Source organism: Nocardioides sp. cx-173 (assembly GCF_021117365.1).
Taxonomy (GTDB): Bacteria; Actinomycetota; Actinomycetes; order Propionibacteriales; family Nocardioidaceae; genus Nocardioides.
The window spans coordinates 4,116,034-4,129,800 of sequence record NZ_CP088262.1; the positions used below are offsets into that span (position 1 = coordinate 4,116,034).

Here is a 13,767-nt window from a genome sequence, read left to right on the forward strand (position 1 = left end):
ACGGGGTCGGCGCCACCTCAGGCCTCCACGACGACGGCGCCGCCCTGCCCCCCGGCGGCGCACATCGCGGCGACCGCGATCCCGCCGCCGCGGCGGCGCAGCTCGTGCGCCAGGGTGGTGATCATCCGGGCACCGGAGGCGGCGACCGGGTGGCCGAGGCCGCAGCCGCTGCCGAACACGTTCACCCTGTCCTCGTCGATGCCCAGCTGGCGGCACGCCGCGATCGGCACGGATGCGAAAGCCTCGTTGATCTCCCACAGGTCGACGTCGGCGACGTCCAGGCCCGCGCGCTTGAGCACCACGGGGATCACCTCGACGGCTCCCATGCCGGTGCGATGCGGCGCGACGCCGACGGCCGCCCAGGCCCGGACCCGGGCCAACGACGTCAGTCCGTGCTCGTTCGCCAGGGCGTCGCTGACCACCGCGAGGGCCGCAGCCGCGTCGTTGATCCCGGATGCGTTGCCTGCGGTGATGCTGAACCCGTCGATCTCGGGGTGCATCGGCTTGAGGGTGGCGAGCTTCTCGAGCGTCGAGCCGCGACGCGGGTGCTCGTCGACGGCGAACCGCACCTGCTGGCCGTCGACGGTCACCTCCAGGGGCACGATCTCGTCTTCGAAGACGCCGGCGTCGATGGCGGCCACGGCGCGGTCGTGCGACCGCTTCGCCCAGGCGTCCATCTCCTGGCGGGAGATGTCGTTCTCCAGCGCGGTCTGCCATCCGACGCTGAGCGACACGTCGTCGCTGGCCCCGTCGTAGTAGGGGAACGTGGGTGCGTAGCCGGTGCGCCGCTCCTGCGAGCCGGGGATCCGCCACGACAACGTGGGGTTCATCGACGAGGTGTGCGTGCCACCCGCGATGATGGCGTGATCCATGCCCGCGCGGATCGTCGCGGCCGCGTTCCCCACCGCGGTCAGGCTGCCGGCGCAGTGCCGGTTGACCGCCTGCCCCGGGACATGGGTCATCCCGGCAGCAGCCGCCGCGTACCGCGCCAGGTCGCCCCCGCCGTAGAGCTGCTGGGCCATGATCACATCGTCGATGTCCTCGGCGCCGAGCCCGGAGCGCTCGAGCGCGGCCGCGAGCACGGCCGTGGCCAGCACCTCGCCCGGGGTGTCGCGCAGCGTCCCCTTGAACGAGGTGGCGATGGGTGTGCGGACGGCGCTGACGATCACCGCATCGGTCACGGGACTCCCCCTTGGGTTAAATGGCTCAATCAGTGTACTAGATGGGTCCGGGAGTCGCAGCCTCGTGGCGCTCAGAGACGCTCGATGATGGTCGCGTTGGCCATGCCGCCGCCCTCGCACATGGTCTGCAGGCCGTAGCGGCCGCCGGTGCTCTCGAGCGTGTTCAGCAGCGTCGCCATGAGCTTCGTGCCGGAGCTGCCGAGCGGGTGGCCCAGCGCGATCGCTCCCCCGCGGGCGTTGAGCCGGGCGGGGTCGGCATCGAGTTCGCGGGCCCACGCCAGCGGGACCGACGCGAACGCCTCGTTGACCTCGTAGGCGTCGATCGCGTCCAGGTCCAGTCCGGAACGGTCCAGGATCCGCTTCGTCGCCGGGATCGGGCCGGTGAGCATGAGCAGCGGGTCGCTGCCGCAGACTGCGAAGGAGTGGAACCGAGCGCGTGGGCGCAGGCCGAGCTCGGCCGCCTTGACCTCGCTCATGACGAGGGCGGCCGAGGCTCCGTCGGTGAGCGGCGAGGAGCTCCCGGCGGTGATCGACCACTCGATCTCACCGAAGCGCCGGGCGCTCTCCTCGGTGAAGTACGCGGGCTTGAGTCGGGCCAGGTCCTCGACGGTGGTGCCGGGGCGGACCGTCTCGTCGACCGTGTGCCAGGAACCGTCGGGCAGGCGGATCGGCACGATCTCGTGATCGAAGGCGCCCGAGGCCGCCGCCTGCGCGGCACGCTGGTGCGACTCGGCGGCGAAGGCGTCGAGCTCCTCGCGGCCGAGCTTCCAGCGGGAGGCGATCAGCTCGGCACCGACCCCCTGGTTCACCAGCCCCTCGGGATAGCGCTCGGCGAGCGGTGACTGCGGGTCGCGACCCAGCCGCGAGGAGCCGATCGGGACCCGGCTCATCGACTCCACACCACACGCGATCGCGATGTCGTAGGCTCCCGCGATCACGCCCTGCGCCGCGAAGTGGGCCGCCTGCTGGCTCGAGCCGCACTGACGGTCCACCGTGGTGCCGGGAACGGTCTCGGGGAAGCCGGCCGCGAGCAGTGCGGTGCGGGTGATGTTCTGCGACTGCTCACCGCTCTGCCCGACGCACCCGCCGATGACGTCGTCCACCAGACCCGGGTCCAGACCGGTGCGCTCCAGCAGCGCGCTCAGGGTCTGAGCCAGGAGCGCGGCGGGGTGCAGCTCGGCGAGCGCTCCGCCGGGCTTTCCCCTCCCCGAGGCGGTCCGCACGATGTCGACGATCACGGCACTGGTCACAGCCCTCACACCCTCTTCATAGATGGATCACTCAGTCGACTCGAGCCAGCGCCGCGTCGGGCGTCGGCGGCCAGGGGGCGCGCTGCGCCGTGATCGCCTCGAACCGGCCTTCGGCGTCGGGGATCCGCTGCGGGTGCGTGAACGCCGTCAGCTGGCCGCGCGCCATCGCGGCGAAGGCGATGGCGGCGACCTCGCCGGCGGTGATGGCGTCGGGATCCTCGGCCCCGGCCATGCCGGTCGTGACCAGGCCCGGCATCAGGAGGGTCACCCCGATCGGCACGGACTCAGCCGCGAGGTCGTAGTGCAGCGACTCGCACAGGCCCAGGAGGCCGTGCTTGGTGGCGACGTACGGGGAGATGCCGGCCCTGGCCGTCACCGAGGCCATCGAGCCGGTGACGAGCAGGTGCGCGGGCACACCCCCGTCGATGAGCCGCGGGACGAACGCCCGCACCAGGTGCACGGTGGCCATGAAGTTCACCTCGACGATCCGCTCCCAGTCGGCCGCGGAGAGCTCCCAGGCACGGCCGACCCGGACGATCCCGGCGTTCGAGCACAGGAGGCGGACCGCCCCCAGCCCGAACGCGGTCCGGGCGAGGAGGTCGACGTCCGCCGCTCGGGCGACGTCCGCGACCACCGTCGTGACCTCGGCCCCGGCACCCCGCAGCTCCTCGGCCGCCGCGGCCAACGCATCGTCATGGAGGTCGGCGATCACGACCTGGAGTCCCCGGGTAGCAGCCTCGGCGGCCAGGGCGAGGCCGATCCCGCTCGCGCCGCCGGTGACGACTGCCACGTCCCCGGGCTGGACCTGCATGCTCGTGCCTCCGTACGGCGTTGCGTGGACCGGGCCGGTGATGCAAACTGCCAACTCATCTAACTATTGGTGCCCAACCTATCGCACCCCGGAGGTTCGACCATGACCGTGGCGGCACGTGTGGGGTTCGTCGGCGCAGGCCGGATGGGCCTACCGATGGTGGAGCGGATGCATGCCGCCGGCGTCGACCTGATCGTCTACGCCCGACGACCTGAGGCCGCAGCGGCACTGCGCGAGCTCGGCGTCACCACGACCGACGACCTCGGCGAGGTCGGCCGGGGCCGGGACGTGGTGCTGGCGTGCGTCTACGACGACGCCCAGTTCGCCGAGATCGCGGAGCCGGTCGCCGCCAGTCTGAGCGACGGTGCCATCGTCGCCTCCCACGTCACGGGCCGCGTACAGACGCAGCACGCGCTCGCGCAGCGCTTTCCCACCGTCGGCTTCGTCGACGCGCCCGTCAGCGGCACGGCCGACGACATCAGGGCCGGCCGGCTCACGGTCCTCCTCGGCGGCGCACCGCAGGACCGCACCCGCGTGGCAGAGGTCGTCCGCGCCTACGCCGACCCGGTCATCGAGACCGGCGACCTGGGAACGGCCCTGTCGACGAAGCTGGTCAACAACACGCTGCTCGCCGCGAACGCGCAGCTGCTGGTCGAGGCGGTCCGCCTCGCCGAGGGACTCGGGATCACGGAGCAGTCGCTGGTGAGCGCGCTGTCGGACATGAGCGGGCGCAGCGAGGCCAGCGCCTACCTCACCCAGAGCGGCAGCCTGACCCGGTTCGCGGACCGGATCGGCCCCTTCCTGCGCAAGGACGTCGCGGTCTGCACGGAGCAGATCGAGTCGCTCGGCCTCGACACCGGTCTCCTGCTCGAGGTCACCCGGCGCGGACCGCTGGCGCTGACCTGACGCTTTCGCCTCTTCAGCCGATGAGCTCGATGGTCTCCTGCACCAGCCGAGGCAGAGCCGGTCGCATCCGCTCCATGGAGGGGATGAGCGGCCGGTTGAGCTTGTCGGCCCGCTTGATCAGCAGCCCGGTGATGCTCGCCTCCTTGAACCGGGTGAGGGCGTGGAACCAGTCCATCGCGGGCATCGTCCGCCCGGCCGCCGACTCGTAGGCCGACACCAGCTCGCCGCGGCTCAGCGTCCCGGCGTGCCACCCCGGCACGACCGCCGGATGATCGGCGTCGTCGAGGAAGTACGCCATCCAGGAGAGGTCAACCCGCGGGTCGCCGACCGACCAGATCTCCCAGTCGATGACCGCGTTCACACGATCACCGGCGCACAGCGCGTTGCCGAGCCGGTAGTCGCCGTGGTTGATCACCGGTGGCAGCGCCTCCGGCGCGGTGTCCAGCAGCAGCTGGCCGGCGCGCTCGTAGTCGCCCTGCATCTGCACCGGCAGGGTGGTGAAGGCCTTGATCCAGCGCTCCACCTCGGCACTCAGCTGCGTGACCGGCTCGGCTGCCAGGCCGACGCGATCCGGCACGATCGCATGCAGCGCGGCCAGGACGCCCACGGCGTCGAGCTCGCGGGCCTGCACCTGGGCGGCCGGCAGCGCCTCGTCGGTGAGCGTGGGCTCGACGCAGTCGCCGGCCACCAGCTCCATCGCGAGGTACGGCGGCTCGTCCAGCGACAGCCCAGGCTCGGAGAAGAACAGTGCCGGCGCAATGGGGCGCTCCGAGCCCTCGAGCGACCTCTGCAGCCTGGCCTGCCGGAGCACGTCGCGGTTGCGGACCGGCTCCAGGCCGGGGGGCGCCACCTTGAGCACCGCCGGGGTCGTGTCCCCCGCGGGGCCGACGACCTCCATCACGAAGGTCAGGCTGGAGGTGCCGCCGGTCAGTGGCTCCAGCCTGGTCAGCCGGGAGCCGGCACGCCACTGCGCGACACTCGCCGCCACCCGGGTCCGCAGCTGCTCGACCATGGTCTCGTCGACGCGGTCGACCTGGCGTTGCGCCATGGACTCTCCTCAGATCTCGACGGCCACCTTGTTGTCACCATCAAGCATATTCTATGATTCAGGTAAATGATTCAACCGTCGCTGTCCGTCAGGAGCGTTTCATGTGGGATTTCTCGACCGATCCGGACTTCCAGGAGAAGCTGGACTGGGCGGCTGCGTTCGTCAAGGAGGAGTGTGAGGCGCTCGACCTGCTCTTCCCGCACGGCGGCGACCCGTACGACGTCCACAACAAGGCGGCGCGCGCCATCCTTCAGCCGCTGCGCGAGCGGGTCAAGGAGCAGGGCATGTGGGCCTGCCACCTGGGGCCCGAGCTCGGCGGCGAGGGCTACGGCCAGGTCAAGCTCGCCCAGCTGAACGAGATCCTGGGGCGCTCCTACTGGGCGCCCACGGTCTTCGGCACGGCCGCCCCGGACACCGGCAACGCCGAGATCCTGGCGCTGTACGGCACCGACGAGCAGAAGGCGCGCTACCTGCAGCCGCTGCTGGACGGGGACATCGTCTCGACGTTCTCGATGACCGAGCCCCAGGCCGGCTCGGACCCCAAGGAGTTCGTCTGCAAGGCGACCCGCGACGGCGACGAGTGGGTCATCGAGGGCGAGAAGTGGTTCTCCTCCAACGCTCGCTACGCGAGCTTCCTGCTCTTGCTCGCCGTCACCGACGCCGACGCGGCGCCCGCCGATCGCATGTCCATGTTCATCGTGCCGGCCGAGACGCCCGGCGTGGAGATCATCCGCAACGTCGGCACCGTCCTCGAGCGCGACGATCTGGACGAGGGCATCCACGGCTACGTCCGCTACGACAAGGCCCGCATCCCGGCCGACTCGATCCTCGGCAACCCCGGTGACGGCTTCCGAGTGGCACAGGCCCGTCTCGGCGGCGGCCGCGTCCACCACGCCATGCGCGTGGTCGGCAAGTGCCAGCGCGCGCTGGACATGATGTGCGAGCGAGCCCTCTCTCGCCGCACCCAGGGCAAGACGCTGGCCGAGCACCAGTTCGTCCAGGGCTTCATCTCCGACTCCGTCGTGCAGCTGCAGCAGTTCCGCCTGCTCGTCATGCAGACCGCGTGGATCATCGACAACGAGCCGCACGGCGCCGCGCGCACTCACATCGCGATGTGCAAGGTCGCGCTCGCCCAGGTCATCCACGACATCATGCAGCGCGCGGTGCACGTCCACGGATCTCTCGGCACGACGAACGAGACGCCCCTCGGTGGCTGGTGGGCGAACGTCCCGCACCTGGCGCTGGCGGACGGCCCCACGGAGGTGCACAAGGCGACGATCGCCAAGCGCACGCTGCGCGGCTACCAGCCGGCTCCGGGACTCTTCCCGACCGACCACTCCCCGACCCGCCTCGCCGCGGCCCGGGAGAAGCACGCCACGACCCTCGAGGACTTCGGCCTGTGAGCGCCCCCCAGAGTCCTGCCGAGCTCTTCGACCTGACGGGCAAGGTCGCCCTCGTCACCGGCGGCAGCCGCGGCCTGGGCCGCGAGATGGTGCTCGCCTTCGCGCGAGCCGGCGCCGACGTCGTGATCGCCAGCCGCAAGCTCGACAACTGCCAGGCCCTCGCGGAGACGGTCGAGGAGATGGGTCGCCGGGCGTTGCCCGTCTCGGCCCACGTCGGCCACTGGGACGAGTGCGACGCTCTCACCGAGCAGGCCTACGCCCACTTCGGCAAGGTCGACATCCTGGTGAACAACGCCGGGATGTCTCCCCTGGCGCCGTCGTCGGTCGAGACCTCGCAGGAGCTCTTCGACCGGGTCGTCGGCGTCAACTTCCGCGGCCCGTTCCGGCTCTCGTCGCTGATCGGCCAGCGGATGTACGACGGCGACGGCGGCTCGATCATCAACGTCTCGTCCAGCGGCGCCCTGTTCCCCGCTCCGCGCTATGGCCCGTATGCCGGCGCGAAGGCCGCCCTCAACGCCCTGACGACGGCGTTCGCCCGCGAGTTCGCACCGAAGGTTCGCGTGAACACCCTCTCCGCCGGCCCCTTCCTCACCGACATCTCCAAGAGCTGGCCGGACGAGAGCGAGCGGACGTGGCACAACGCGGCCGGTCGGGCAGGTGACCCGCACGAGGTCGTCAGCACCGCGCTCTACCTGGCGTCGCCCGCCTCGAGCTACACGACCGGCTCGCTCGTGCGCGTCGACGGCGGCCTGTACTGACCGCGCGCCTCCCCCTGGGTCTTGGGGCCCCGGGGGAGGCGCAGGTCGTCTCAGCCGAGGAAGGTCTCGGCATACTCCTGCAGCGCGTCGAGGGTGTGCTCGATCGTGTCGGCGGGCGGGCGGAGCACGAAGGAGTCGACGCCGACCTCCGCCAGCCGGCCGAGGTGGTCGCGATGCTCCTCGACCGACCCCGGCTTCTGGAGGAAGACCGTGTGCGGTGTGTGCGCCTGGATCACGGTGGTGGGCGACCCGGCCTCGGCCGCCGCCGCGCGAACCTCCTGGATCCTGGAGCCGAGCTCCTCCACCGAAGCGATGCCGGGCGTGCGGGCCGTCTTGGCGGTCTCGGAGCTGACCATGATCGGGCTCCACCCCTGCAGCCGGGCGGCGCGCTGGCGCGCGATCACGCCGTTGCCGCCGACCAGGATCGGAGGGCCGCCCTGCTGCACCGGAGCGGGCAGTGACGCGACCCCGCGCGCGTGGAAGAAGTCGCCGTCGAAGGCGTACGGCACCTCGCTCCAGACGCCGCGCATCACCTGGACCGCCTCGTCGAAGATCTCGTTGCGCTTCTCGAAGTCGACGCCCAGGGCGAGGAACTCCGAGCGCAGGTAGCCCGAGCCGGCGACCACCGTGAGTCGGCCGCTCGAGAGCACGTCGACCGTCGTCAGCGCCTTGGCCGCGAGGAACGGGTTGTGGTACGGCACGACCAGCAAGTACGTCATCAGCCGGATGCGACGGGTGACCGCTGCGCAGAAGGCCAGGGCCGAGGTCTGGTCCAGGGACTGGTGGCCGCCGGCGTCGAGCCACTTCTGCGACGGCGCGGGGTGCTCGCTGAACGACAAGGCGTCGTACCCGAGCTCCTCGACCGCCCGGGCGAGGCGGGTCATGCCGTCCGCGGTCACGAGGGCGGGGTCGAACTCCCTGACGACGACCGGGTGGTCGACGGTGAACCTCACGGAGTCTCCTTGTCGGAGATGAGTCCCAGGCTCGCCGTGGCGTAGCGCCGGCCGCGGCGGGGGCTGACCAGGTACGACGGCGGCGCGAGGAAGGCGATGTCGCGGGCCAGCGAGTCACCGCGGCGGGCCAGCATCGCGCGGGCGTCGACCGTGCTGCCGCAGACGGCGATCGCCTCGAGCATGTCGTCGGTGACCGCGTTCGCCATGGCCTCGTTGTCCCGCTGGGCGAAGGCCTCGCGGATCCGCTCCACCTGCGGCACCCAGCCGTGGTGCTCGACGTACGGGTCGTAGGTCTTGACGGTGAGGTAGAACGCGATCATCCGGCGCGCGTCGGCGATCGCGCGCTCGGGATCGTCGTCGTCGACGGCGGTGATGACCCAGCCGTACTCGAGGGGGCGCGCGTCCCGCTCGGCCTGAGTCGCACCCTTCTCGGTGGCGGGGCGCACGACCTCGTCCCACCATGGGCCGGTGAACAGGCCGTGGCCGATGACGCCGTCCGCGCTCCGGGCGGCGATGGTGGCCATCAGCTTGTTGAACGCACCGATCAGGATCGGGGCGTCGATCCGGCCCAGGACCGGCGCCGCCACCGTGGCGTCGACCCGGTAGAACTCGCCCACGTGCTGGATGCGCTCGCCGTTCTCGGCGTGCAGCCACGCGCGGATCGCGCCCACCAGGTCGGCCATCCGGCCGACGGGGCGATCTGCCTCCACCCCGAACCAGTCGCGATTGATCTTGTAGGCCCCCGCCCCCAGGCCGAGGAACACCCGCCCCGGCGCGTGGCTCCACACCCCGCGCAGACCTGCCGCGTGGGCATACGGCGTACGGGCGAACGCATAGGCGATGCCGGGACCGACCTGCGCATGCTCGGTCTGCAGCGCCATCTCGGCGAGCGTCGAGTAGGCCTCGTGGTCGACGAACTCACCGCTGCAGAACGCCGCCACCCCCGCGGCCTCCGCCGCCTTCGCCACCTCGGCACCGCGCCAGGGCAGGCCGTAGCGCCGCGAACCAGACTCGCTCATCACTTCTCCCGCGGTAGGCCGAGCGCACGCTCGGCGATGACGTTCTTGAGGACCTCGTTCGCGCCGCCCGCGATCGTGAAGGAGCGGGCGATCAGGAAGGCGTCCTGCCACCAGCCGTCGGCATGGACGTAGGGGTCGCCCTCGACGCCCAGTCCGTCGATGCCCTGGAGCGCCACGCCCAGCTCGGTGGTGGCCAGGTTCGCCTGGCTGAAGAAGATCTTCACCGCGGGCGCGTCCGCGGCGTCCTCGGAGCGGTGGAGCATGCGCGACTGCCCGGCCTTGCTCATCATGCCCGCGACGTGGACGCGGGTGGCGATCGCGCCGAGCCGTTGCCGTACGGCGCTGTCGGCCAGCGCCGGGCGGTCCCCGGAGGTGATCCGACCGGCCATCGCGAACAGGTCGTCCAGGGCCGCCTCGAGCTCGACGGCGCGAGCGGCAACGGCGCTCCGCTCGTGGCCGAGGCTGGTGTTGGCCACGCGCCAGCCATCGTTCACGGCCCCGATGACCTGGTCGACGGGGATGCGCACCTCGTCGAGGAACACCTCGTTGAAGTCGCTGTCCCCGGTGATCTCACGCAGTGGCCGTACGTCGATCCCCGGCGTGCTCATGTCGAGCGCGAACGCGGTGATCCCGGCCTGCTTCTTGACCCCGGGATCGGTGCGCGCCAGCAGGTAGCCGACATCGGCGTGGTGTCCGTTGGTGGTCCACACCTTCTGACCGGACACGACGTAGTGGTCACCCTCGAGGACCGCCCGGGTGGACATCGCCGCGAGGTCGCTGCCCGCTCCCGGCTCGCTGAACAGCTGGCACCACAGGTCCTGCCCCGAGCGGATCCGCGGCAGGAAGCGACGCTTCTGCTCGTCGGTCCCGAAGCCCAGCAGCGCGCCGGACGCCAGGCCCGCCGCCCCGACCTGTCCCCAGGCCCGGGCGCGGGCGAGCTCCTCGGCCACGATGAACCCGAGCTCGGGACGGCCATCGGGCCGTCCGCCGTGCTCCGTCGGCCAGTCCTGACCGAGGTATCCGGCGTCGTAGAGCCGCGCGATCCAGGCCCTGATGGCCGGCAGCTGCTCGGGCTCCGGCGCCCGCACACCGGCGTGCGGCCGCACGAAGGGCGAGTGCTCGGCGATGAACGCCCGGACCTGGGTCCGGTACGTCTCCAGCTCGGGACTGTACTCGTAGCGCATCGGCGTCTCCTGGCTCAGCGCGGCGGCATCGACGGATCGTACGGAAGCCCGAGCACCTGCTCGGCGACGGTGTTCAGCTGGATCTCCCGGGTGCCGGTGCCGATCGTGGACGCCCGCGTGCGCAGGAAACCCTGCAGCCACCGCGACCGCTGCACCGCCAGCGGACTGCCCTTGCCCAGCAGGCCCTGCGGCCCGAGCATGTCGACGGCGAACTCGTGCAGGTCCTGCTCGAACTCGGCGATGAGCAGCCGGGAGACCGACGATGCCGCGCCCGGCTCCCCGCGCAGCAGGATGTCGGCGATGATCCGCTGGGCGTTGTAGCGCATGATCCGCACCCGGATCTCGAAGTCGGCGAGGCGGTCGCGCACCAGGGCGTCGGCCAGGAGCCCCCGCTCGCGGGCCAGCTCCTCGAGCTCGGTGAGCACCCGGCGGTACAGCGCCGCCTGGTTCATCGACCCGGCCGCGCGCTCGTGACCCAGGCTGGTCCGGGCGAGCTTCCAGCCGCCGTTCTCCTCACCGATCCGGTCCGCCACGGGGACCCGGACGTCATCGAGGAACACCTCCGCGAAGAGGTGGCCACCGGTCAGGTCCTGCAGCGGCCGGATGTCCACACCCGGTGCGTGGGCGTCGATGACCAGGTAGCTGATGCCCTTCTGCCGGCTCTCCTGGGTGCCCGTGCGGACGAGGGCGAACAGGATGTCGGCGCTCTGGCCGTGCGAGGTCCAGACCTTCTGGCCGTTGACGACGTACTCGTCACCGGACCGCTTCGCCGTCGTGCGCAGGCTCGGGAGGTCCGATCCGGCGCCGGGCTCGGAGTAGCCCTGCGCCCAGACCACGTCGCCGCGCAGCATCGGCGCGAGCCAGCGGCGCTGCTGCTCGTCGCTGCCATAGGTGATGATCGTCGGGGCCGCGATGTTGAGACCCGTGCCGAGTGGTCCCGGGACCCGGGCAGCGGCGAACTCCTCGTGGTAGATGACCTGGCGGGCGAACGGCAGCTCCATGCCGCCGTGGGCGCGGGGCCAGGCCGGGCCGGCGTACCCGTGGTCGAAGAGCGTGGCCAGCCACGCCTTCGTCCACACCAGACGCTCCGCGGGATCCCGGGGCGGGCGCCCCGGGTGGTGATCGGCGAAGAAGGCGCGCAGGCGTGCGCGGAACTCCTCATCAGTCTCGACAGCCGTTTCGCCTAGGCCCTGCTGCACCGGCATCCTCAGATCCCCACCAGCTCGGCGAGGCGCGCCCGGTGCGACGCCGGTGAGCCGAAGAGCAGCTCCGACGACTTGGCGCGGCGCAGGTACAGGTGCGCGTCGTGCTCCCAGGTGAACCCGACCCCGCCATGGATCTGGAGGCACTCCTTCGCGACGTGGGTGAAGGCCTGCGAGCAGTAGGCCTTGGCGACCGCCGCCGCGGTCGAGGCCTCCGGCCCGGGGGTCGCGACGGCGGCACCCGCGGCGTAGGCGGCCGAGCGGCCGCACTCGACCTGCAGGAGCATCGTCGAGCACTTGTGCTTGATCGCCTGGAACGAGCCGATCGGGCGACCGAACTGCTCGCGGACCTTCGCGTAGTCCACCGCCATCGCCAAGCAGGCGGCCGCGCCGCCGACCTGCTCGGCCGCCGAGGCCGCGAGCACCAGGTCGGTGACGCTCGCGAGCCATCCCGACGCGTCCCCGGTGCCCACGCGCGTGGCGGGGGTCTCGTCCAGCTGGACCGTCGCGAGCGGGCGGGTCGGGTCGAGGACGTCCATCGGTGCCCGCGTGAGGCCGGGAGCGTCCGCCTCGACCGCGAAGACGCCGACCCCGTCGGGGGTGCGGGCGACGACCAGCACCAGGTCGGCGGTGTGCCCGTGGACCACGAAGGACTTGCTGCCGGTGAGCAGCCAGGCGTCGCCCGACGACCGGGCCTGCGTCCTGACCAGCCCGGCGTCCCAGGCTCCCGAGTCCTCGGCCAGGGCGAGCGTCGCGGTGGTCGCGCCGTCGGCGATCCCCGGCAGCCAGCGTCGCATGGCCGTCTCGTCCCCGCTGGCGATCAGCGTCTGCGCGGCCATGGCGACGGTGGCGAAGTACGGTGAGACCAGCAGCACGCCGCCCATCTGCTCCAGCACGATCCCCAGCTCCGCCGGACCGTAGCCGTCGCCGCCATGCTCCTCCGGGACGACCAGAGCCTGCAGCCGCAGCTGCTCGGCCATCTGTGTCCAGACGGCACGGTCGCCATCGGCGCCGGACTCGGCCAGCCTGCGGGCGTCGGCCACGGGGGAGCGATCCTGCAGGAAGTCGTGGACGAGCCGGCGCAGCTGCTCCTGCTCCTCGCTGGGGCTGGCGCTCATGATCGTCTCCTCCCGGTTCCCGGTCCGCACCTCCGTGACTATAGTGCAATCATCTAACTTATCGGCAAGACGCCGAAGCGCAGTACGAAGGAGAGCCATGGACCTCAACGAAGCGGTGGCGTTCGTCGCCGGCGGCGGCGGCGGCTTCGGGGCCGCGACCGCACGACGATTGCACGCCGCAGGCGCGAAGGTGCTCGTCGGCGACCTCGACGACGTCAAGGGCAAGGCCGTCGCCGAGGAGCTGGGCGACGGCGCCGCGTTCGTCCGGACCGACGTGACCGACGAGGACAGCGTGCAGGCGGCGTTGGACGCCGCCATGGAGCTGGGACCGCTGCGAGTCGCCGTCGTGGCACACGGCGGCCGAGGCGGGAAGCGCATCCTGGACAAGGAGAGCAAGCCTGCCCCGCAGGCGGCGTTCAGCCAGGTGATCGACATCTTCCTCAACGCCACCTACAACATCGACCGACTGGCCGCCGCTGCCATCGCCCGGTCCGAGCCCCTCGCGCACGGGGAGCGCGGCGTCATCATCAACACCGCGTCGATCGCCGCCTTCGACGGCACGATCGGCCAGACCGCCTACGCCGCAGCCAAGGCAGGCATCGTCGGAATGACGCTGCCGTTGGCCCGCGACCTCGGCCCGCTGGGGATCCGCGCGGTCACGATCGCGCCGGGCACCTTCCTCACCCCGGCGTTCCGCGACGCCGACCCCGACGAGCTGGACACGTACTGGGGCAAGGCGGTCCCGTTCCCCAAGCGGATGGGGCGGGCCGAGGAGTACGCCATGCTGGCACAGCAGATCGCGGAGAACCCGTACCTGAACGGCGAGACGATCCGCCTCGATGGCGGCCTGCGGTTCACGGCCAAGGGCGGCCACTGAGCTCCGAGTCGGTGACGTGGCGGGCAGTCGGGCACCCGACAAGCGCAAATCAGTAAT

13 protein-coding genes are annotated in these 13,767 nt (G+C 71.5%); 4 read left to right on the plus strand and 9 right to left on the minus strand.

What is annotated here, in order from left to right; genetic code table 11:
* Positions 1 to 17: 17 nt before the first annotated feature.
* The 3 genes from LQ940_RS20135 to LQ940_RS20145 all read right to left on the minus strand — a co-directional run bounded on the left by LQ940_RS20135 (position 18) and on the right by LQ940_RS20145 (position 3,242).
* Positions 18 to 1,181, minus strand: coding sequence for a thiolase family protein (locus LQ940_RS20135; RefSeq protein ID WP_231241783.1), 1,164 nt, complete (start codon positions 1,179 to 1,181; stop codon positions 18 to 20).
* 71 nt (positions 1,182 to 1,252) lie between these two features.
* Positions 1,253 to 2,431 carry a thiolase family protein gene (locus LQ940_RS20140; protein WP_231241784.1) on the minus strand — a complete coding sequence of 393 codons (1,179 nt, stop codon included), beginning with the start codon at positions 2,429 to 2,431 and terminating at the stop codon, positions 1,253 to 1,255.
* 31 nt (positions 2,432 to 2,462) lie between these two features.
* Positions 2,463 to 3,242 carry an SDR family NAD(P)-dependent oxidoreductase gene (locus tag LQ940_RS20145; protein ID WP_231241785.1) on the minus strand — a complete coding sequence of 260 codons (780 nt, stop codon included), beginning with the start codon at positions 3,240 to 3,242 and terminating at the stop codon, positions 2,463 to 2,465.
* 102 nt (positions 3,243 to 3,344) lie between these two features.
* Between LQ940_RS20145 and LQ940_RS20150 the strand changes: the two genes are divergently transcribed.
* Positions 3,345 to 4,148 carry an NAD(P)-dependent oxidoreductase gene (locus LQ940_RS20150; RefSeq protein ID WP_231241786.1) on the plus strand — a complete coding sequence of 268 codons (804 nt, stop codon included), beginning with the start codon at positions 3,345 to 3,347 and terminating at the stop codon, positions 4,146 to 4,148.
* Between the two features lie 13 nt (positions 4,149 to 4,161).
* Here the strand turns inward: LQ940_RS20150 and LQ940_RS20155 are convergent, their stop codons facing one another.
* Positions 4,162 to 5,196 (minus strand): phosphotransferase family protein, encoded by a 1,035-nt coding sequence (locus LQ940_RS20155; protein ID WP_231241787.1) that lies wholly within the window; start codon positions 5,194 to 5,196, stop codon positions 4,162 to 4,164.
* 101 nt (positions 5,197 to 5,297) lie between these two features.
* On the opposite strand from LQ940_RS20155, the gene LQ940_RS20160 reads away from it, so the two are divergent.
* Together LQ940_RS20160 and LQ940_RS20165 are read left to right on the plus strand one after the other, a co-directional pair.
* A complete protein-coding gene (locus LQ940_RS20160; protein WP_231241788.1) occupies positions 5,298 to 6,599 on the plus strand; it encodes an acyl-CoA dehydrogenase family protein in 1,302 nt (433 codons plus the stop codon).
* Complete coding sequence (locus LQ940_RS20165) at positions 6,596 to 7,357, plus strand: SDR family NAD(P)-dependent oxidoreductase (protein WP_231241789.1); 762 nt, start codon at positions 6,596 to 6,598, stop codon at positions 7,355 to 7,357. The genes LQ940_RS20160 and LQ940_RS20165 overlap by 4 nt, the downstream gene beginning before the upstream one ends.
* A gap of 50 nt (positions 7,358 to 7,407) precedes the next feature.
* Here the strand turns inward: LQ940_RS20165 and LQ940_RS20170 are convergent, their stop codons facing one another.
* The 5 genes from LQ940_RS20170 to LQ940_RS20190 are packed head-to-tail and all read right to left on the minus strand — an operon-like array spanning position 7,408 to position 12,833.
* A complete protein-coding gene (locus LQ940_RS20170; RefSeq protein ID WP_231241790.1) occupies positions 7,408 to 8,310 on the minus strand; it encodes an LLM class F420-dependent oxidoreductase in 903 nt (300 codons plus the stop codon).
* The gene (locus LQ940_RS20175; protein ID WP_231241791.1) at positions 8,307 to 9,329 is read right to left on the minus strand and encodes an LLM class flavin-dependent oxidoreductase; all 1,023 of its coding nucleotides are present in this window, start codon (positions 9,327 to 9,329) and stop codon (positions 8,307 to 8,309) included. The genes LQ940_RS20170 and LQ940_RS20175 overlap by 4 nt, the downstream gene beginning before the upstream one ends.
* Positions 9,329 to 10,513 carry an acyl-CoA dehydrogenase family protein gene (locus tag LQ940_RS20180; RefSeq protein WP_231241792.1) on the minus strand — a complete coding sequence of 395 codons (1,185 nt, stop codon included), beginning with the start codon at positions 10,511 to 10,513 and terminating at the stop codon, positions 9,329 to 9,331. The genes LQ940_RS20175 and LQ940_RS20180 overlap by 1 nt, the downstream gene beginning before the upstream one ends.
* Before the next feature lie 14 nt (positions 10,514 to 10,527).
* Complete coding sequence (locus LQ940_RS20185) at positions 10,528 to 11,718, minus strand: acyl-CoA dehydrogenase family protein (protein ID WP_231241793.1); 1,191 nt, start codon at positions 11,716 to 11,718, stop codon at positions 10,528 to 10,530.
* Between the two features lie 2 nt (positions 11,719 to 11,720).
* On the minus strand, positions 11,721 to 12,833 hold the full coding sequence (locus tag LQ940_RS20190; protein WP_231241794.1) for an acyl-CoA dehydrogenase family protein: 1,113 nt from the start codon (positions 12,831 to 12,833) through the stop codon (positions 11,721 to 11,723).
* 97 nt (positions 12,834 to 12,930) lie between these two features.
* Between LQ940_RS20190 and LQ940_RS20195 the strand changes: the two genes are divergently transcribed.
* Positions 12,931 to 13,710 (plus strand): SDR family NAD(P)-dependent oxidoreductase, encoded by a 780-nt coding sequence (locus LQ940_RS20195; protein WP_231241795.1) that lies wholly within the window; start codon positions 12,931 to 12,933, stop codon positions 13,708 to 13,710.
* Positions 13,711 to 13,767: the final 57 nt, after the last annotated feature.

What these genes read in the sequence shown, in the direction of transcription:
- LQ940_RS20145 (WP_231241785.1), bottom strand. Translation starts at nt 3,242, where the DNA reads ATGCAGGTCCAGCCCGGGGACGTGGCAGTCGTCACCGGCGGCGCGAGC.
- LQ940_RS20150 (WP_231241786.1), top strand. Translation starts at nt 3,345, where the DNA reads ATGACCGTGGCGGCACGTGTGGGGTTCGTCGGCGCAGGCCGGATGGGC.
- LQ940_RS20155 (WP_231241787.1), bottom strand. Translation starts at nt 5,196, where the DNA reads ATGGCGCAACGCCAGGTCGACCGCGTCGACGAGACCATGGTCGAGCAG.
- LQ940_RS20160 (WP_231241788.1), top strand. Translation starts at nt 5,298, where the DNA reads ATGTGGGATTTCTCGACCGATCCGGACTTCCAGGAGAAGCTGGACTGG.
- LQ940_RS20175 (WP_231241791.1), bottom strand. Translation starts at nt 9,329, where the DNA reads ATGAGCGAGTCTGGTTCGCGGCGCTACGGCCTGCCCTGGCGCGGTGCC.
- LQ940_RS20180 (WP_231241792.1), bottom strand. Translation starts at nt 10,513, where the DNA reads ATGCGCTACGAGTACAGTCCCGAGCTGGAGACGTACCGGACCCAGGTC.
- LQ940_RS20185 (WP_231241793.1), bottom strand. Translation starts at nt 11,718, where the DNA reads ATGCCGGTGCAGCAGGGCCTAGGCGAAACGGCTGTCGAGACTGATGAG.
- LQ940_RS20190 (WP_231241794.1), bottom strand. Translation starts at nt 12,833, where the DNA reads ATGAGCGCCAGCCCCAGCGAGGAGCAGGAGCAGCTGCGCCGGCTCGTC.
- LQ940_RS20195 (WP_231241795.1), top strand. Translation starts at nt 12,931, where the DNA reads ATGGACCTCAACGAAGCGGTGGCGTTCGTCGCCGGCGGCGGCGGCGGC.